General features: G+C 60.9%; 18 protein-coding genes and 1 tRNA gene. 7 read left to right on the plus strand and 12 right to left on the minus strand.

The window, feature by feature from the left end:
• Positions 1-10: 10 nt before the first annotated feature.
• From AACL53_RS21085 to AACL53_RS21110, 6 genes are all read right to left on the minus strand, one after another.
• Positions 11-979, minus strand: a complete 969-nt coding sequence (locus AACL53_RS21085; protein ID WP_339086615.1) for a GNAT family N-acetyltransferase — start codon at positions 977-979, stop codon at positions 11-13.
• A gap of 78 nt (positions 980-1,057) precedes the next feature.
• Positions 1,058-2,995, minus strand: coding sequence for a PAS domain-containing hybrid sensor histidine kinase/response regulator (locus AACL53_RS21090; protein ID WP_339086616.1), 1,938 nt, complete (start codon positions 2,993-2,995; stop codon positions 1,058-1,060).
• A gap of 142 nt (positions 2,996-3,137) precedes the next feature.
• On the minus strand, positions 3,138-3,365 hold the full coding sequence (locus AACL53_RS21095; protein ID WP_339086617.1) for a Trm112 family protein: 228 nt from the start codon (positions 3,363-3,365) through the stop codon (positions 3,138-3,140).
• A 14-nt stretch (positions 3,366-3,379) separates the two neighbouring features.
• A complete protein-coding gene (locus tag AACL53_RS21100; RefSeq protein ID WP_339086618.1) occupies positions 3,380-4,063 on the minus strand; it encodes an LON peptidase substrate-binding domain-containing protein in 684 nt (227 codons plus the stop codon).
• 30 nt (positions 4,064-4,093) lie between these two features.
• Complete coding sequence (trxA, locus tag AACL53_RS21105) at positions 4,094-5,005, minus strand: thioredoxin (protein ID WP_339086619.1); 912 nt, start codon at positions 5,003-5,005, stop codon at positions 4,094-4,096.
• A gap of 31 nt (positions 5,006-5,036) precedes the next feature.
• Complete coding sequence (locus AACL53_RS21110) at positions 5,037-5,534, minus strand: prolyl-tRNA synthetase associated domain-containing protein (protein WP_339086620.1); 498 nt, start codon at positions 5,532-5,534, stop codon at positions 5,037-5,039.
• Between the two features lie 184 nt (positions 5,535-5,718).
• Between AACL53_RS21110 and AACL53_RS21115 the strand changes: the two genes are divergently transcribed.
• The 3 genes from AACL53_RS21115 to AACL53_RS21125 all read left to right on the plus strand — a co-directional run bounded on the left by AACL53_RS21115 (position 5,719) and on the right by AACL53_RS21125 (position 7,464).
• A tRNA-Gly gene (locus AACL53_RS21115) sits at positions 5,719-5,793 on the plus strand.
• Positions 5,794-6,168: 375 nt separating this feature from the next.
• Positions 6,169-6,975 carry a class I SAM-dependent methyltransferase gene (locus AACL53_RS21120; protein ID WP_339086621.1) on the plus strand — a complete coding sequence of 269 codons (807 nt, stop codon included), beginning with the start codon at positions 6,169-6,171 and terminating at the stop codon, positions 6,973-6,975.
• Positions 6,976-7,263: 288 nt separating this feature from the next.
• Complete coding sequence (locus tag AACL53_RS21125; protein WP_291162936.1) at positions 7,264-7,464, plus strand: hypothetical protein; 201 nt, start codon at positions 7,264-7,266, stop codon at positions 7,462-7,464.
• 348 nt (positions 7,465-7,812) lie between these two features.
• Here the strand turns inward: AACL53_RS21125 and AACL53_RS21130 are convergent, their stop codons facing one another.
• Both AACL53_RS21130 and AACL53_RS21135 read right to left on the minus strand, forming a co-directional pair.
• Complete coding sequence (locus tag AACL53_RS21130; RefSeq protein ID WP_339086622.1) at positions 7,813-8,118, minus strand: hypothetical protein; 306 nt, start codon at positions 8,116-8,118, stop codon at positions 7,813-7,815.
• 263 nt (positions 8,119-8,381) lie between these two features.
• The gene (locus AACL53_RS21135; RefSeq protein ID WP_339086623.1) at positions 8,382-9,119 is read right to left on the minus strand and encodes a hypothetical protein; all 738 of its coding nucleotides are present in this window, start codon (positions 9,117-9,119) and stop codon (positions 8,382-8,384) included.
• A gap of 336 nt (positions 9,120-9,455) precedes the next feature.
• Between AACL53_RS21135 and AACL53_RS21140 the strand changes: the two genes are divergently transcribed.
• Genes AACL53_RS21140 through AACL53_RS21155 form a run of 4 tightly spaced genes read left to right on the plus strand, consistent with a single transcriptional unit; the run spans position 9,456 to position 13,129 of the window.
• Complete coding sequence (locus AACL53_RS21140; RefSeq protein WP_339086624.1) at positions 9,456-10,076, plus strand: LemA family protein; 621 nt, start codon at positions 9,456-9,458, stop codon at positions 10,074-10,076.
• Between the two features lie 36 nt (positions 10,077-10,112).
• Positions 10,113-10,955, plus strand: a complete 843-nt coding sequence (locus tag AACL53_RS21145) for a YgcG family protein (protein ID WP_339086625.1) — start codon at positions 10,113-10,115, stop codon at positions 10,953-10,955.
• Between the two features lie 38 nt (positions 10,956-10,993).
• Positions 10,994-11,614, plus strand: a complete 621-nt coding sequence (locus tag AACL53_RS21150) for a TPM domain-containing protein (protein WP_339086626.1) — start codon at positions 10,994-10,996, stop codon at positions 11,612-11,614.
• 57 nt (positions 11,615-11,671) lie between these two features.
• A complete protein-coding gene (locus AACL53_RS21155; protein WP_339086627.1) occupies positions 11,672-13,129 on the plus strand; it encodes an MFS transporter in 1,458 nt (485 codons plus the stop codon).
• Between the two features lie 6 nt (positions 13,130-13,135).
• Here AACL53_RS21155 and purH read toward each other — a convergent pair whose 3' ends face one another.
• From purH to htpX, 4 genes are all read right to left on the minus strand, one after another.
• Positions 13,136-14,719 carry a bifunctional phosphoribosylaminoimidazolecarboxamide formyltransferase/IMP cyclohydrolase gene (purH, locus tag AACL53_RS21160; protein WP_339086629.1) on the minus strand — a complete coding sequence of 528 codons (1,584 nt, stop codon included), beginning with the start codon at positions 14,717-14,719 and terminating at the stop codon, positions 13,136-13,138.
• A gap of 105 nt (positions 14,720-14,824) precedes the next feature.
• Positions 14,825-16,543: a heparinase II/III family protein gene (locus AACL53_RS21165; protein ID WP_339086630.1), complete on the minus strand. Its 1,719-nt coding sequence runs from the start codon at positions 16,541-16,543 to the stop codon at positions 14,825-14,827.
• Positions 16,544-16,660: 117 nt separating this feature from the next.
• On the minus strand, positions 16,661-17,995 hold the full coding sequence (locus AACL53_RS21170) for an RsmB/NOP family class I SAM-dependent RNA methyltransferase (RefSeq protein ID WP_339086631.1): 1,335 nt from the start codon (positions 17,993-17,995) through the stop codon (positions 16,661-16,663).
• A 94-nt stretch (positions 17,996-18,089) separates the two neighbouring features.
• Entirely contained in the window at positions 18,090-19,031 is a 942-nt protein-coding gene (gene htpX, locus AACL53_RS21175) for a zinc metalloprotease HtpX (RefSeq protein WP_339087014.1), read from the minus strand.
• Between the last annotated feature and the right edge of the window lie 17 nt (positions 19,032-19,048).

Below are 19,048 nucleotides of genomic sequence, written 5' to 3' on the forward strand. Positions count from 1 at the left end.
CGTCGACACCTCAGGCGTCGACGGCTATCCGGCTCTTTGTCTCGTTCGGCGTGCCATAGTGCTCGAAGTAGCGCGGATCGATATTGGCGACCGGCATGATGACGAGAACGTCGGTCGTGCCGAATTGCTTGTCGAGTACGGCGCCGTCGCCGAAGTACGCGCCAAGACGCAGGTAAGCCTTGATAAGGGGCGGCATCGCCTTCAACGCGGCTTTCTGGTCGAGGTCGGCCTCGGGCATACGGTTCATCGGGATATAGAGATGATCCTTTGCGCGGCAGCGCCACTCAGCGGGAGCCAATGCCCGGTGGTGAAGAAAGCTCAGCGCCATTTTGTGTTCGTCGAGGTCGATGCCTTCGAAGCTCGCGCATCCGATCATAACGTCGATACGATTTTCGCGGACGTACGTCCAAAGGCCGTGCCACAGAAGTTCAACCGACCGTTTGCTGCGATAGGGCGAGAGAACGCAGGAACGGCCGAGTTCCATGAACCGGTGCGTCGACGATTTGCGCCGTAGAAGGGGCGCAATATCGTATTCGCTTGCCGAATAGAATCCGGGGCCGCGTTCGGCAATTTCCTGGCGAAGGATACGATAGGTGCCGACGACCTTCGGCCTTTCGGGGCGTCCGGCGCGTCCCGGTTTCGTCTGATCGATATCGACAACGAGAAGGTGATCGCAAAGCGCGTCGTAGGCGTCCTCGTCGCGGCGGCGAAACTGCGCGAGCCTCGTCGGCACGGCCGACATTTCTTCGTAGAAAACCTGATAGCGAAGGCGCTGCGCGAGCTTTATTTCCGACCATGTGCGGGCTAGTCGAACCTCGAGGTTGCCGACGCGGCCGTAGATTTTGGGTTCGATGTCGCGGGCCAATCCGGTGAGGCGAAGCGCCGGCGTCTTCACGGCGCCGAATGCTGCGAGCGCTGCCGGAAACTTCCCGGGCATGCCCGGCCGCCGTCTACCCCGGTCTGCGATCGACTGCCACATAGTGCGCGCATCCTTCCTCAGTTCCTGAGATGGCGCTACCACGATTCCGTGACAGTTTTTAGATTCGATGAATGCCCGTCAGGCGGCCGGGGTCACCGCGTCACGCGAGGGGGCCGTCCATCTGAGCAGCAAATCATGGAGATCGCGGGCGTCGAACGGCTTCGCGAGATAGTCGTCCATTCCGGCCATGCGGCAGCGCTCGCGGTCTTCGGGGAAGGCATTCGCGGTTAATGCGATGATCGGCGGGCAGGAAGGGCCGATGGCTTTTCGCTCCAAATAGAGAGCTTTGATCGACTTCGTGGCGGTCAGGCCGTCGATGTCGGGCATCAGGAGATCCATCAGAATCAGGTCGAATGCCGGGCGTTTGCGCTCGAGCGTTTCCCAGACGACCCTTATCGCGGAGCGTCCGTCCTCGACGACCGTGGGATTGCCCCCCGCGCGCTCGATGACCTTGCAGGCGAGCAGGGCGTTGATCCGGTTGTCTTCGGCGACGAGGACGCTGAAGGGGCGCCGGCGTTCGCAGTGGCCCTCGTCGCCGGATCGTTCGCTGGCGCTCGAAAACGATCCCACGGCAGCGTCACCCGGAATACCTCCGCGCTGGAGTTCCAACACAGCCGTGAAGATGGCGCCCTTTTCAGGGTCGCCGCTGGCGACGATCTCTCCGGACATCGCTTGGGCGAGCCGTTTCGAAATCGCGAGGCCAAGGCCCGCGCCACCCGGATGGCTCGTCGCGGTTTCGCCTTGCTCGAATTCGTCGAAGAGCCGGTCTGCGGAGTCGGAAGAAAAGCCGATGCCGGAATCGGCGACTTCGATCGCGATACGCACCGCGCCTTCAGACCCGGCTGCCTTATCCGGGGCCAACCCGGTCCTCACGGCAACGCCGCCGGTGTTGGTGAACTTCACGGCATTTGAAAGCAGATTGAGGACGATCTGGCGGACGCGCATCTCGTCGCCACGCACCCATTCGGGCACATCGCGGGACATCGTGCAGGTGAACGCGAGTTGTTTCGCGGCGGCGTCCGGCGTCATGAGCTGCATCGCCAGGGCGATACAGCTCTGCAGCGAGAAGTCTTCATTTGCGAGATCGAGTTTTCCGGCTTCGATCTTCGAGAAATCGAGAATGTCATCGAGCAGGATCAGCAAAGCACGCGCCGACTCTTCAGCGATGCGCGCATGCGTCTGCTGTTCGGCATCGAGGCGCGTATCGCGCATCAGGCTCAGCATGCCGAGGATCCCGTTCATCGGCGTTCTGATTTCGTGGCTCATCGCAGCGAGGAACCGCGATTTTTCTCTACTTGCGGCTTCGGCGCGGTCGCGGGCGTCTTTGAGATTTTCCTCAATCTCACGCGCGACGGTGACGTCGTGTCCTACGCTTTGAACTTCGATCTCGCCGGTCTCGCCTCTGACTTCGCTCGTTTCCCACGCAATCCATCTCTTGCCGTGGCGCGTCCGCAGAAGTTCGAGCGTACGCGTGCCCGAGGAGGACGATCCTGCGAGTGGCTCGGTCCTGACGACGGGGGGGCGGTATTTCGAGCCGATGATGTCTTCGGCGCGGATGTCAAAGGCGTCAAAGAAGGCGCGGTTCGCGAACCTCAAGCGGCCATCGAGCGAGCGGCGAACGACAAAATCACGTTGAGCATCGAGAAATTGGCGATAGCGAATGGCGCTGTCGGACAACTGCCAATGCGCATCTTTAATTTCTTCAAACTTCCGGATGCCGTCGCGTCTGCGCAATCGCGCGCCACGGGCGACGATCTCGGTCCAGGGGTGAGATATCAGAATACCGGCGACGGCGCCCGCGACCAGCAACGCGGTTCCGGCCAGAGCGGCTACGAGGCCCAAATCAAATTTGGGCCAGCTTGCCGTCAGTCCGCCGGCGAGCAAGATCACCCCAGCGAAAAGCGCTATCGCCGCATACGGGCGCGATGCTTTGACCGCCTGCCGCCTGAGGCGGGATGACGGTTTTGCGCCCACAACCGACTTAACGGGCCACGCGTAGACCAGTTTTTGCAACAACGCTTTTGCCCCTGAATTCGGGGCGACAGTCGGCTGCGGGTATTTTACAGAATCTAAAGAGACGTGGTTAAGCCGGAAGGACGGCGCTCAAAAAAATATTGCTTGAAAGTTGCCCGTTGCCTTCACGCTGACACGATGAAAATTAAGCGCGGCGTAAATCGTCGTCCGTCAACTTGCGCGCCGCTTCCTCAATCATGAGCGGAACACCATTCCTGATCGGAAAGGCCAAGCCAGCGGCCTTGCTGATGAGTTCGCGCGCCTTGGCGTCGTACACAAGCCTCGTCTTCGTCAAAGGACAGACGAGCAGTTCCAAAAGTTTCGGATCGACGGCATTCGCGGCGTCGCCGGATGCTTCTTCGCTTTCGCTCATCGACGCTCTCCGTACTATTGCAGCGTCGTGCCGCTGCTGCCGTTTGAGGCCAGATCGATTTCCGCGAGCGCAACGAGCACTTCGGCGCGGGATCTCAGATCCTTTGCTTCGAGAAGGGCCTGTTTCTCTTCGGGCCCATACGGACACATGACCGACAGTGCGTTGATGAGAAATTCATTCGACGCGCGCTGGATCGTCGCCCAGTCGGTTTTCAAGCGGTTCGCTTCAAGATACGTTTTCAAGACGCGCAAGAGGTTTTGACGATCGACGAGCTCTTCGCCGAGACCTTCGGTCAAGTCGCTCGCAAACTTATCGTAGCTGACGCTCATGATGCGATAGGGCATCTCGGTTTCGGCCTCGCCGACGCACTGGAAGCGCGTGATGCCGGTGAGCGTAATGATGAGGCGTCCGTCATCGAGTTCCTGATACGAGGTCACGCGGCCCGCGCAGCCGACGGAACGTAGACCAGCCGTCTTTTCGACCGGGCTCTCCTGATCGTCGTCGCCCGATACGATCGGCTGCAGTATGCCGATGATCCTGGCGCCCGACATCACGCCGTCGATCATCTCGAGGTAGCGCGGCTCGAAAATATTCAGCGGCAATGTCGCGCGCGGAAGCAGGATCGCCCCACGAAGCGGAAATACCGGAATTCTCGGGGGCAGGTCGGCTGGACGCCGGTAGCGTTCCGTGAGCGTCAAATTCGATCGTCTCCGCTTTGTGCCGAAAAACTAACTGAACAGGATCGATGCGAGCTTCCGCCGGCCGTCTGCGACGAGCGGGTCTTTCGGACCCCATGCGTCGAAAAACTGCAGGAGTTGTTTGCGGGCCGCCTCATCGTTCCACTTCCTGTCCATCCTGACGAGATCGAGCAGAAGTTCAAGGGCCTCTTCCCTGTCGTCCCTGGCGGCCAGCCCGACCGCCAAATCGAGGCGGGCTTGATAGTCGGCCGGGTTTTTAGCCGCCCGTGTCCGCAAGGCGGTGAGGTCGGTGGTGTCGGCGCCCTTCTCGGCCAGCAGGATGGCGGCTTCGATGCCTTTGACGACGGCCAGCTCCCGCTTGTCGGGTGGGACGAGGGCGAGGGTTTGCTTGGCGCGCTCCACGTCGCCGCTTTTCATGTAGCAGGTGGCGAGGCCGGCCAAGGCTTCGGCGTTGGTTCTATCCTCCTGAAGGACGGACGCGAAAGCTTCGGCCGCGCCCTGCAGGTCGTCCTGCTCCAGCAACTCCTCGCCGGCCTTCAAGATTTCGGTAATGCCGAGTTCGGCATCATCGGCGACAAGCCGGTCGATGAAGGTCTTGATGGCGCTCTCCGGTTGCGCGCCGACAAATCCATCAACCGGCTGGCCGTCGCGGAAGGCGTAGATCGTCGGGAGCGATTGCACGCGGAGTTGTGCGGCAATCGCCTGATTTTCGTCGACGTTCACTTTCACGAGGCGAACCTTGCCCCGATAACTGCGGACGACCTTCTCGATCAGCGGCGTCAATTGCTTGCACGGCCCGCACCACGATGCCCAGAAGTCGACAATAACCGGCACCGATTTCGACGCGTCGAGAACGTCTGCCTTGAAGGACGCGGTCGTCGCGTCCTTTACGATGTCCGCCGCGCCCGGGGCGCCGGCGAATTCTCTGTCACCGAATTCCATTGACCCAATCTCCTCGCCGCCGCTCAGACCTTCAAGACGCGGTCAATACCATGACATGGGGATCATGGCCGGTTGTTTGAATGAACCGCAAAAGATCTTCCCGTGCAATGTTCGTGGTCGCGGTGTTCTCGAGCGGGTGGCAGTTGATGGTTTCAGCTGCCATCAGAGCCTGGTCAAACACGATCTTAACGCGCTGCGCAGTGTCGTTGATGGCGGCAAAAGCCGTCACGGCGCCGGGCGTCACGCCAAGCGCTTCCAGCAGCAGTTCCGGCTTGCCGAACGAAAACCGGCCCGCAGGAAGCCTCTTCGAGAGCGCTTTGAGGTCCACTCGCGTCTCGGTGTTGGCGATCACGAGGAAGAGCGCTCCTTTATCGTCTTTGAGGAAAAGGTTCTTCGTGTGCGCGCCGGGGAGCGCGATCTCGATCGATGTGCTGTCGGCGACAGTAAAGGCGGGTGGATGCTCGACCGTCTTCGTCGGAATTCCGAGGTGATCCAAAACCGAGAAAAGTTGCTCGCGCGTGTGGGGCATCGATGGGGGACTCATGCTGAGATCGGGACGTTATCATTCGGATGGATGCAAGTTGCGAGGAGGGTCTTACATTATGTCTCAACCGGCGGCCGCATTCTCGTTATGAAGAGGCCTTGCATTGGTTTCACACTTGCGCCATAAGGCGGGTCTTCAATCGCCGCAAGGCGCTGATGCTGCTGGACATGCGGGTGTAGCTCAGGGGTAGAGCACGACCTTGCCAAGGTCGGGGTCGAGGGTTCGAATCCCTTCGCCCGCTCCAGTATCTTCAAGGGGTTATAGTATCTCCCCTATTGCTTGGCGCCGTGACGGCGTCGCTAAGGCGCGTCGCGCCTACAAGTCGGCTTAGGCCTCCGTTTTTATGCCGACGCCAAGCGTCAGTCAGCCAATTCTCCGTACGACAGATTGGATGCCGGTCGAGGCACTCGGCTTGCACGATCCGAGATCCCGTGGCGCTCTGATGCCGGTGTGGCTTTGTCGCCCGCCGTGACTGTAACTTCTCGGCATTTTGGCCGGATCAGCAAACGGGTGATACGTTCTGCCGATCTCTGGCATAGCAGTGATTCGCCGGGTACAGACGTCCATCATTTGAAGTCGGGAAAGCTACTTCTCTCAAATCGCGGGTCGGGGATTGATCATGAATTTCGCCAAGCTTTTTCGGACATCGCGCTCGCGCAAAGCTCAAGCCGTTCACCGTACCATGCCGCTGCTCGAATTGCCCCCGGCCGGCGTTCTTCTCGCCGAGCTTCGCGCGCTGGCAGGAAAGCAAGACCCAGTTTCGAGATACTTCGAGGCCTACGATACGGGCACGTTCAAACACCCGGACGGCCGCACCGACGAACTCCGTAACGTCAAGATGGACCCCGGAGCGATTGCCCTTCTTTCTTACCTCATCCGTAAAAGCCCAACGCCGCTAAGCATTGAAGTTGGCTTCGGAATGGGATCGTCTTGCTCCGTTCTTCTCGGCACGCTTGCGGACAGCCAGCGTGATTTCGAGCACGTCGTTTTCGATCCGTACGGTCTCGAGAGCGGACGCGGCACTGTCGTCGAAGCTTATCTTCAAGAGAGGTTCGCGCCGAAGTTTCGTCGCGTTCGTCAGCGGTCGGAGATTGGCTTGGGTCAGCTTTACGCCGAGCGCGGGCCGGCCGCGGCGGGATTCGTGTTTATCGATGGCTCGCACCTTTTCGAAAACATCATGGCAGACTTCGTTTTAGCGGATCTACTTTGCGCGCGAGGAGGATTTATCGCGTTCGATGACGCTTGGTATCCCGCAATCGAATCCGTCGTGAACTACATTGAAGCCAATCGGCCGGACTATGCGGTCATGCGTTTAGCCGCGACGAACCTTTCCATCATTCAGAAGGTGTCCGCCGATAAGCGTGAATGGTTCAGTTTCACTCCGTTTGAAGTCCCAAACCGGGGAGACTGGACGCGTGCGGCGTAGATCATTCGCCTGCTGACGGAGTGATCAAGATATAAGCAGGCGTCTCGACCCTTCCGATGTGGCGACGGTCCTGACTGACCGCCTTTCAGAATAACTCGTGAAATCAGCACGGATTGTGCAACGCCATATCGTGCGAATCATTTCGTCGCCCATGCAACACTCCGATTCGATATAAGTCGACCATCGCTCGCTTTACGAAAACGTATGGAAAGCGGACGAGGCACCGTCGCTATAGGTAGCTCCTCACTTGGCGTCAAAACGACGCTCGTAACCAAGGAGAGAAGCCTCATGAAGACTACGTTGGGTGTCGCCCTCGCGGCCGTCGCGATGGTTCTTGGAGCTGGGATTGCAAACGCAGCTTCGGTCAGCAGCGACGTGAATTCGCTCAAGCTGCTTTCCGGCCAGTCGCCGGTGGCCCAGAACGTCTATTGGCGGCATCACCGCCATTGCTGGTGGCGGCACGGGCATCGTCACTGCCGCTGGTGGTAGTTCAAGTACGGCGCCCACGGGGCGCCGTATTTCCATCGCCGCAACGCCGTTCTTGAGACTCGCTCACGACTCCCTGAAGCCATACACCCGGAGGAAAATGCACCCGCGTTGATAGGAAAGGGTGCAACAGTGTTGAAGCGCTCCGTGCAGTTTCTTCAAGCGGCATTGGCCTGCGGAATTATGGTCGTCCTCATCTTCAGCATTCCGATGCTAATGGCCGCAACTCCCATACACTTCGATATCTCCTTCACATCTCCGCGGGCATTGTCCGCCGCATTGGACGCCCAAAATCCATAAGGGCTGGCGCGAGATACGAAACCGGCCCCAATCGGGGCCGGGGTCGATCGCTTATCTGTAGTAGTAACGGTGATGACGGCGGCGATAGTAATAGTCGTCGTAGGGATAATCATCATAATAGGCGTAGTCGTCGTAATAGGGTCCGTAGAATCCGATAGCCGGACCCCATCCCCAGCCGCCTCCGCCCCATCCCCGATGGCCGCGCCAATGGCCACCGTATCCGTGGGCAAACCCGCCATGACCGAAGCCGTGACCGGAATGACCGCCGTGTCCGCCGCGCGCTTCGGCACTTGCCGAGAAGCCGGCGAAGGCAATGGCCGCTAACGCGCCGCCGAGAGCTTTCTTCCAACCGTCCATATCAAACTCCCATATCAATTTGCGAAACGACCTTATTGATCGCCCTACGCAAATAACTGGGATCGTCCCGCGTTGGTTCTAATGCGATTGGCGCAATGCTGCCTCGCAGATATGGGCATCCAATGCCAAATGCCGTGCGATTTCCGCACTTACTCGGTGACACTTATGCAACTTGCGGCCCGAGCGCGCGGGCGAATTTCGCAATTGAACAATGCGGTGGGCGGACGTCCAATTTCAACACCCGGAGCAAACGCGCGCCGCGATTACTTCGATCGCACCCAACCGTATCCGCCTTCGCGAACAAGAACGCGCTCGCGCTGGACCGAAATGACAGCGGGGTGATTCACGACTTCGGCTGCTGCCGGGCGAACGACGATCGATCTGTTGATCACGCCGTGGACTGGTGGCTCATAAACGCGCGTGGCAGTTGCGGGTCTGATCAGAACGGCTCGCTGGGCGACGCCGTAGGTGGCGGGCGTCACGTAGATGATGCGCCGAGCCGGACTGACGACAACGTCTCGCGCGATCGTTTTCGTAACAGGCGGCGTTTTCACCTTGCACAGTTTCTCCCTGCCGTCGGGTCCGCTGCGACGTTCCCAGGCAAAGCCGCCCGGTGAGACGATGACAGTCTGCTCTACGCGCCGCGTGACGGGCGGAATAAATTCTTCGCGTTTGGTTTGTTTGCTGACGATTGCGCGCTCAAGTTTGGTACCGTAGACGGGCGGCGTGGTCACCGTTCGCCATTTGCCGGGACGCATGACGACCGGAACGGCGACGTTTCTGACAACGGCAGGCGTCGCCAAAACTTCGCGCCACCCGGGCCGGACGAGCACGTGCCGTGTTCTGGTCGTATAGACGTCAGGAATTCTGACCTTGTCGTAGCAGGCGACGGCGCGTTCGGGGCAGCGATCGCTGGAGGCGGAAGCTGGCCCTGTCGCCAATACAACCAGAGACGCAAACAGCGACGTGGCGACCGAAGCCAATACTGCAAACTTCCGCATTCCTGACCTCACGAAGTCCATCAAACTGCCCATTCCACAGCCGGTAATTCGTCGAAAATCTAAATAGATGTCTGGTGATAAGCCGAGGCGTCAGATTTTCGGCGGTAATTTCAAGTATTCGGGCGGCGGTTCAGGGTACCGCGAAGGCTACCTGCTTTGCAGGTTTGGTCCACAACTTGGTAAAGCCGTTAGCTGTTACATGGGCTGCAGTATGCGCGGTGTCGCTTGAATGCCATCGGGAAAGCCCATACCAACATCGAATTGCAAACTCCGTATCGGTACGTCCACTAACGGCTGTCGAATGGGATTCTGTTCAATGATGGGGAACGTCAAACCATGATCGCAATGACAAGAACTTTCATTGCCCGTCCGATCGCGTTCCTCGCGATCATCGTGGCGGGCCTCTCGATGGCGGGATGTGGCGTCAACACCATTCCGACTTACGAGCAACAAGCCAAGGCTGCTTGGAGCGAAGTGCAGAACCAGTACAAACGCCGCTCCGATCTCATTCCAAATCTCGTTTCATCCGTGAAAGGGTTCGCGGATCAGGAGAAGAGCGTTCTGACCGAGGTCACGAAAGCACGCGAGCAGACGACGAACATCCAGCTGCCTCCCGACATTTTGACGAACCCTGAAGCGATGAAGAAATTCCAGGACGCGCAGGCGACGCTCAGCGGCGCTCTCGGACGCCTCATGGCGGTCGTCGAACGTTATCCCGATATCAAGTCGGGGCAGAACTTCCTCGCGCTGCAAAGCGAGCTTGCCGGCACGGAAAACCGCATCGCCATCGCGCGGCGCGATTACATCGAAGCGGTGAGAAAATATAATACCGAGATCTCGACCTTCCCCGGCCGTTTGTGGAAGGTGGCGCTTTATCCGCAGGCGAAGGAAATGGCGACGTTCGATATCTCTCCTGAAGAACAGAAGGTTCCGAAGGTCGATTTCACCAAGCCATAGCGCTCGAAGCCTGCAACTTTGCTAGGAACTCGTCCGATGGCTGGCGCTTTCACCGCCGCTCGGTCTTCCACGCTGAATGATGGGCGTCGCGCGTTGCTGCGCGCGATGCTGATCTTGCTGCTGGCGGCGCTGCCCGTGCTCTTCGCGCCGGCTTTCGCCGAGCCCGTTTATCCGAATCTTGCCGGTCGCGTGACCGATGAGGCTGGCCTGCTGACGCCCGAAGACAAGGCCGAGATCGAAAAGGATCTCGCGGCGCTCGAAGATACTTCGACCGATCAGCTTGCTGTCGTCACCGTCAAATCCCTGCAGGGCTATCCGATCGAGGATTACGGCGTCGGCTTGGGCCGGAAATGGGGGATCGGTCAGAAGGGCAAAGACAACGGCGTTCTTCTCATCGTGGCGCCGAACGATCGCGAGGTCCGCATCGAGGTTGGCCGCCGGCTCGAGCCGTTCATGACGGACACGATGTCGTCGCTCATTATTCAGAACGCCATTCTTCCGAAGTTCCGGCGTGGCGACTATGCGGGCGGCATCAAAGACGGCATCCGCGATATCAAATCGGTGCTTCTCGGCGACAGCGAAGAAGTGAAACGCCGCGCCGAGGGCGGCCGGACACCGGAAGACGATCCGTGGGCGATCGTCCACCTCGTCATTTTTCTGATGATCGTCGCCTTCGTTCTCTGGGTCAATTACCGGCAGTCGCAAGCGGTGCAAGCGGGAATGCCCGGCTCGCAACGGCGACGAGGCGGCGTCGTCGTTATTCCAGGCGGCTCGGGAAGTTGGGGCGGCGGGTGGTCGAGTGGCGGCGACAGCGGCGGTGGCGGCTGGTCTGGAGGCGGCGGCGACTTCGGTGGCGGTGGCGCTTCGGGAAGCTGGTAGGGGCAAACGAATTGGATGCAAAAAGGCGGTCGCGCGCGATGAGTTTAATCAGTGCCAACGACGAAGAGCGCATTTCCGCAGCCATCACTGCGGCGGAACGTAATACGTCGGGAGAGATCGTTGCCGTCGTTGCGGATCAGAGCAGCCGCTATCAGCATATCCCCTTCATGTGGGCGGCGCTCCTTGCCCTCATCATTCCCTGGCCCTTCATCCATTTCACGTGGATGCCGGTGCAGATAATTTTTCTCATTCAGCTTCTGGTCTTTCTTGGCCTGCTGGCGCTCGCATGGCATCCGCGCGTGCGTATGTCGCTCGTGCCAAAGTCGATTTTGAATGCGAACACGCGTCGGCGCGCGAGCGAGCAGTTTCTCGCGCAGAACCTGCACACGACCGAGGGCCGGACCGGTGTCCTGCTTTTCGTGTCGCTCGCGGAAAAGCGTGTCGAAATCATTGCCGATAGCGGCATCGATGCGCTGGTTCCGAAAGGCACTTGGCAGAAAATCGTCGATCAGCTTACGGCCGAAATCGGCGCGGGGCGGGCGGTCGATGGTTTCGAGCACGCGATAAAGCAAATCGGCGATCAGCTTGCCGCGCACTTCCCGCCGGGCGACGCCGATCCGAATGAGCTTCCCGATCACCTTATCGTCTTACGGAGCTGACACACTTCCGGGCTAAGTGACGGGTGGCGCGGTCGGGCGGATCGAAGAGGGGAAGACATGGCGACGATCGATATCAGCGGTTCTGACGAGCAAGCGTCGCCTGTCGCGACGGGCGACGTGGTCCGCGCTCCCCTCCGCGCTCGCGTTTCATGGATGCTTTATGATTGGGCCGTGCAGCCGCATTACACGCTGGTGCAGACGTTTCTGTTCGGTCCCTATTTCGCGAATGCGATCGTGCAGAATTCCACTTGCGGCACGTTGATCGCCGAAGGCAGCGAGAAGGCCGCTTGCGGTCAGGCGCTGTGGGGGTATGCGGCCGCCGTCGCCGGGCTGCTGATCGCGATCCTCAGCCCGCTGTTGGGCGCCGCTGCCGATGGGCGCGGCTCGCGGAAGCCGTGGATGGCGGTCCTGTCGCTCGTATTCCTCGCGGGCCTCAGCGTTCTTTGGCTCGGCGTTCCGGACGCGAATCTGACGACCATTCTCATCGTGCTCGCGGGTTTCGTCATGGCGACGCTCGCCGCGGAGCTGATGAGCGTTTTCTCGAACGCCATCATGACGGGCCTTGTGCCGCGCGACGAGCTTGGCCGATTGTCCGGCACGGGCTGGGCGGTAGGCTACTTCGGCGGCCTCGTCAGTTTGGCGCTCGTTGCCGGCCTGTTGGTGCCCATGCCCGGCGAAGCGACGACGCTTCTGGGACTCGATCCGCTGTTAAAGCTCGACGGCGGTGCGCATCAGGGCGACCGCATCACCGGGCCGTTCGCCGCGATATGGTTCGCCATCTTCATCATTCCATTCTTTCTCTTCGTGCCGGACCGGCGGAGAGCCGTCGGCGTGCATCCGGAGCGTTCTGCGACGGCCGAGCTTTTGGACACGATCAAGTCGCTTCCCGCGATGCCGAGTGTTCTGATTTTTCTGATCGCGCGCATGCTCTACACGGACGGGCTCACGGCCATCTTCGCTTTCGGCGGCATCTACGGTGCGTCCGTCTTCGGGTGGGGGGCGCTGGAGCTTGGAATTTTCGGGATCATCCTGACGCTGGTCGGCGCATTCGGCGCGCTATTCGGCGGGTGGCTTGATGATCGTCTCGGGCCGAAGACCGTCATTGTCGTCGCGCTGCTGGCGTTGATCGTAGGCGCTCTTGGAATTCTGTCGGTCGATAAAAATCACATTCTTTTCACGACGGAAGTTGCCGAGAAGGTTATCGGCGCGAAGCCATTTTCATCGCCCGGTGAGCAGGTGTTTCTTGCCTTTGCCATCCTCGTCGGCGTCGTCGCCGCGCCCGTTCAAGCTGCCAGCCGGTCGCTCCTTGCCCGTATCGCGCCGCCCGAGAAGATCACGCAGTTCTTCGGGCTCTTCGCGTTTTCAGGAAAAGTTACGGCGTTCCTGGCGCCGCTCGCCGTGGCATTCGTTACGCTGCAGACCGGCAGCCAGCGCATCGGCATGGCAGCCGTGCTGGCCTTCCTCGCCATCGGCGCCGTCATGATGCTGTTCGTGCGGACACGTCCAGCCCAATGAGACCGCCTAGTGCCGGAAGTGGCGGACGCCGGCGAAGACCATCGCAAGGCCGCGCTCGTCTGCGGCTTTGATCACTTCATCGTCGCGCATTGAGCCACCCGGCTGGATGACGGCGGTGACGCCGGCTTCGGCCGCGGTGATCAGCCCATCGGCAAACGGGAAGAATGCGTCGGACGCGACGACAGATCCGACGGTCAGCGGCTCGTTAACGCCCTGAGCTTTCGCGGCTTCAGCGGCCTTCCAGGCGGCGATGCGTGCGGAGTCGACACGGCTCATCTGACCAGCGCCGACGCCGACGGTCGCGCCCCCTTTTGCGTAAACGATGGCGTTCGACTTCACGTGTTTCGCGACCTTGAAGGCGAACAGCAGGTCTTTGAGTTCGGCTTCGGTCGGGGCGCGCTTGGTGACGACCTTCAATTCGAGATCGTCGGCATTGCTCGCGTCCCGCGACTGAACGAGGAAGCCGCCGGCGACGGATTTGAAGTTGAGCCCTGCCGCACGCGAGTCCGCTAGGCCGCCTGTCAGCAGCAGGCGGAGATTTTTCTTGGTCGCGAAAATGGCTTTCGCTTCGTCGGATGCGCCAGGGGCGATGACGACTTCGGTGAAGATCTTCGTTATGTCGTTGGCGGCTTCAGCATCGATTGCCCGATTGAGCGCGATGATGCCGCCGAATGCGCTGACGGGATCGCAGGCGAGCGCCTTGCGGTAAGCGTCGGCAAGCGACGTTCCGGTCGCGACGCCGCACGGATTGGCGTGCTTGATAATGGCGACTGCGGGCACGCCGGGAGCGAATTCGGAGACGAGCTCGAAAGCCGCGTCCGTGTCGTTGATGTTGTTGTAGGAGAGTTCCTTGCCCTGAAGCTGTTCGGCCGTCGCGACGCCGATGCGATTTTCAGCTGAGAGGTAGAGTGCCGCCGATTGGTGGGCGTTTTCGCCATAGCGGAGGGACTGCGAGAGCTTGCCGCCGAACGCGCGGTAGTCGGGCGTCGTCGTGCCGATCTCGCGCGCGAACCAATTGCTGATCGCCGCATCATAGGCTGCGGTTCGCGCGAATGCCTTGGCGGCGAGGGCCTTGCGCAATGCGAGTGTCGTTGCGCCGTCGTTGGCTGCGATTTCCTCGAGGACGCGATCGTAGTCGGCCGGTTCGACGACGACGGTGACGCTCTCGTGATTCTTTGCGGCGCCGCGGATCATCGCCGGGCCGCCGACGTCGATGTTCTCGACGCAGTCATCGTAGGGGGCTTGTTTCGCGATCGTCGACTCGAACGGATAAAGGTTCACGACGAGAAGATCGATCGGCGAAATTTCATGTTCGCGCGCTGCCGCGTCGTGAACGGCGTTGCCGCGAATGGCGAGGAGGCCGCCGTGCACCTTCGGATGCAAAGTCTTGACGCGGCCGTCCATCATTTCGGGGAAGCCGGTCAGCTCCGAGACGTCCTTTACGGCCAACCCAGCGGCCTTCAGCGCGGCTGCCGTGCCACCGGTCGAGACAAGCTCAATGCCCCGGTTAACCAGGGTCGTTGCGAAAGAAATGAGCCCAGTCTTGTCGGAGACTGAAAGGAGGGCTCGGCGTATCCGTTGATCGGCCATGTGCATCCCAGTTGTTCGCTCGTGCGCGGTTAGCACGGTGCGCCGGGCAAGGCTATCCCGCGCGTGGATCTGACGCGCGATTGCTCAATATGGGCCTTCGATCGGTCAGATTTGCCGGTCGTTCGGCCGTTCCAGGCGGACTGACCAGCGGACGTGCGTCTCGCCGTAGGTCGTACCACGGAGCACGATCTGCAGGCTCGGCCGTGGGCCGGCGCTGTCGACAAAAAACAGGCTTTCTTCGATCGACATTTGAGCGTTGTCGTCGGCGGCCGAGAAGAGCCAGCTTTCGCCGTCGCGGAGGGTAATGCGGCAAATGCCGTGTCCGGCGGAAAGACAGACGCAATCGGGGTGAAGATGGAAATGGATGGCGTAAGGGAGATCCTGCTTCAGGCGCAGTGTTCCCTTCGGCGGCTCGAGGATGTCGATGCCCTCGAGCTGGTCGCCGGCGGCGGAAAGCGCGAGGCGGCGCACATGAATCAAACCGAAGCGCTTCAGATAGCCGTCGTGGCTCGCGTTCAGCAGTGCTTGATCCGGCCCATCCGTAAATTCGAACGCGACGGTGTCGGGCTCTCTGATCGGCAGGCCGTCGACCATCGATTCCAGCTGCTCGTGGCGGATGAGGCGGGAGGACGACGTTTCTGCGAGGCAAAGCGTGTTGTGACTGGCGGTCGCGCGCGCAACGGAATCCCAGTCGCGATCGGCGGGGCCTGGGAATCCGCCGTTTGCGAAAATCAGATGCTGTCGCGAGGTCATTTCGAACGAGAGCGCGCCCGCCTGAGCCTGTGTCGAAAGTTCGAGCGGGGGAGGAGAGCCGACGTCGGCGAAAACGATCGTCCGGCCTCGCTCGAGCCGGGCATACCCAGATTCATGTGCGACCGGCATGAAATCGAGTTCGCCGCTGGAATAGCCGAGTGCGGTCGCGAGCGCTGCCGGTGACCCTGTGCTCACGCCGTTGAAGCGCGCGAGCATGCCGTCGCCGAGGCGCGTGAACCGCAAAAACCGCAAGGACTTCTTGATCGCCGTGTTGATCTCCTCGGGGGAGACGAGCGCGCGCGAGGAGAAACATTGTCCCAATGGCAGCAGGTCGAGGACGAGATCGGACAGAACGCTCGCGCTGCGGCTGACGTGGCCGCCGTCGTCGAGAATCTGGCGTTTCAACTCGACGATCAGCGCGGCTTCGGCCTCTTTCAGTTGGCGGTCGTGGCCGGAAACAGCGAGTCCCGTCAGGACGAGCGCAATCAGGCAAACCATGCGCGGCACGCCGTCCGGTGCGTTTCTCCACGTCGTCCGGAGCGCAACAATCTGCTGGCCCATGCTTGACATGATCTGCGTATAGGAGCGCGCGTCCAAGTCTTCGAGCAGCATGTTGGCTTGCGATATCCACGAGATCAGACGCCGTGCGATGACCTCGGGCTCGTAGGCGATGCCGTGCGAGATCCGCTTCAGAGCGATCCATTCGAGAACAAGCTCTCGTGCGGCCGATGCCGCTTCTTCTTCTTCGGTCGCGGCTAAATGGCGTAACCAGCCGAACCCGTGGAGTTCCCGCTCCCAGGCTATGCTCGGCGGCGTTGCCCGGAACGCGGACGCACCCTTCAGGTCTGCGATCTCGGACGCTAGGCCGAAGTGGCCGTGCGCAATCTCTGTCCAAAAGCTTGGATCGGCAGCGCGCAGTTCTTGCGGTACGATCAAGATCTGGTCGGCGCCATTGCCCGCGTAGCGCCAGCGCATCAGCGGCGACGACAGTGTGAACGTCACGACCCGGCGGCGGAGGCGCTCAACGGAAAGGGAACGGATCTTCAGCCGTTCCGTGACATTGAGGCCCAAGGGGAAACGCTCCTGCGACGTTGCGCGAAAATCGGCTCGATCAGACGTTTGGATTATCCCTTGACCCGCGCCAAAACAAGGCGCGCGGGTACAACATACTGTTAGCTCACAGTTAGCTCAGGGCGACTTCACCAGAGATGCCGCGAAAAAGCCGTCGAGACCTCTGAGCCCTTCGGGCAAATCCGCGAAGTGCGACGGCAGAGTCCGGAGATCGCCCGCGCTCGTTCTCCACGACATCGGGATCGTTGCTTCATCCAGCATGATCGGACGGCGTTCGAAATCAGCATGACGGGCGAGAAAGGCATCGATTTGCTTTTCGCCTTCCTCCGGCTCCAGCGAACACGTGCAATAGACGAGCATACCGCCCGGCTTCAAAAGGCCGGCGGCATGGTCGATCAGTTTGGCCTGGAGCGCAGCCAGAGCGGGAACGTCCTCGGGGCGCTTCAGATACAAGATGTCGGGATGGCGACGGATCGTGCCCGTCGACGTGCAAGGGCTATCGAGCAGGATCGCGTCGAATTTCGTCTCGGACGTGAATGTCAGCGCGTCTCCGACGACAGTGTTCGCGGAGAGCCCGAGGCGCGCGAGATTATCTCCGAGTCGTGACAATCGTCCGGCGGATTTGTCGACAGCCGTGACGTTCGCACCGAGAGCGGCGAGCTGGGCAGTCTTTCCTCCGGGCGCCGCGCATAGGTCGAGCACGGAAAGGCCCGCGACATCGCCAAACAGCTTGACGGGAAGAGCCGCGGCGGCGTCCTGCACCCACCACGCGCCCTCATCGTATCCCGGCAGCTCTTCGACGCGTCCGGCTTGCGCGCACCTTATCGAGCCGGTCGGCAGAACGACGGCGCCAATGCGTTCCGCCCACATTTCCGGATCGGATTTAACTGTTATATCGAGGGCCGGCTCGACCAATGATGCGCGCGCGATCTGGCGGGCTTCGGCTGGGCCGTAAGCGGCGCTCCAGCGCGCGAGCAACCACTCAGGAAATGTCAGCGCAACATTATCGAGAGACGCGAGGCGGCCGGGCCCGCTTTCGCTCAGGCGGCGCAAGACAGCGTTGACGAGATTTGCAAAGCGCTTGCCGTTCGTGTCGGCGTGGCACTGATCGACTGCAAGCGAAATCGCTGCATGGGGCGGCGTTTGCAGAAGAAGAAGCTGGGCCGCGGCGGCGAGGAGAATTTCGTCCAGGCGGCCGATGTGTTGGGGGAGTGGTTTGGCGATGTAGGTGCGGAGTACGGCCTGCAGCGCGCCGCGATTGCGAAGTGCGCTCGTCGCTATGAGGCGCGCAAACGCTCGATCGCGGGGAGCTAGATCGCGTGTCGCCGACGCCCTCGCGAAGACGTCGTCGAAGGGCTTGCGCTCAATCAGCACGGAAAAGAGCGCGGAGACGGCGGCGTCGCGCGTCTTCAGGCCATCCCCTGCGGGCGAGGGCGGGCGGGCGGCGGCCATCTTCGGCTTGTGGTCGCGGTTGCCGTGTGCGCGCGCTGCGCCCGGGCGAACTCCAGCCGTGCGATGACCATTTCGATTTGTGTTATTTGACACTTCAGCCCCAGGGGTTCGGTGGCTTGGTATAATTCTGACCACCGATCCAGACTTCACCCGGACGGCCGCCGCCACCAGACGTTTCCATTCCGGTAGCGCCCATCTCACGCGCCAGCGCCTCGAGCGCGGCGATGCGATTTACAACATTCGGGTGCGTCGAGAAAAGATTATCGACGCCGTGGCCGTTCAGAGGATTGATGATGAACATATGCGCGGCCGCCGGAATCGCTTCAGCCTGCTCATTGGGGATGCGGCGGGCGGAGCTGTCGATTTTCCGCAGCGCCGAGGCGAGCCAAAGCGGCTTGCCGCAAATGATCGCGCCCAATCGATCAGCTTGATATTCGCGGGAGCGGCTTATCGCCATTTGCACGAGACCCGCTGCCATGGGTGCAAGGATGATGGCGGCCAGCGTGCCGATCGCGCCAAGTGCGCCACGATCGTTACCGCGGTTGCCGCCGAACAGCATGTATTGCGCGACCATCGAAACCGCGCCGCCGATGGTTGCGGCGACGGCCATGGTCAGCGTGTCTCTGTTCTTGACGTGTGCAAGCTCGTGCGCGAGCACGCCTGCAATCTCTTCTTTGTTGAGCGTCTCGAGAAGGCCGGTCGATGCGCAGACGGCCGCATGCGACGGGCTGCGCCCCGTCGCGAAGGCGTTGGGCTGCGAATTGTTCATGATGTAGACGCGCGGCATCGGCAGATCGGCGTTGCGTGCCAAATCGCGAACTATCGAATAGAGCTCGGGAGCCGAGGTTTCGCTGACTTCCTGGGCGTTGAACATGCGGAGCACGATGGAGTCGGACTTCCACAGGCTGACCGCGTTCATTACGAGCGCGATGAAGAATGCAATGACAAGGCCGGCCTGGCCGCCAATGAGCGCGCCGAGGGCGACGAAGATGGCTGTCATCGCCGCCAGCAAAAGCGCGGTCTTGGCATAGTTCATAGGCATTTGATCATACT

This window comes from Hyphomicrobium sp. ghe19, from assembly GCF_902712875.1.
GTDB lineage: Bacteria > Pseudomonadota > Alphaproteobacteria > Rhizobiales > Hyphomicrobiaceae > Hyphomicrobium_B.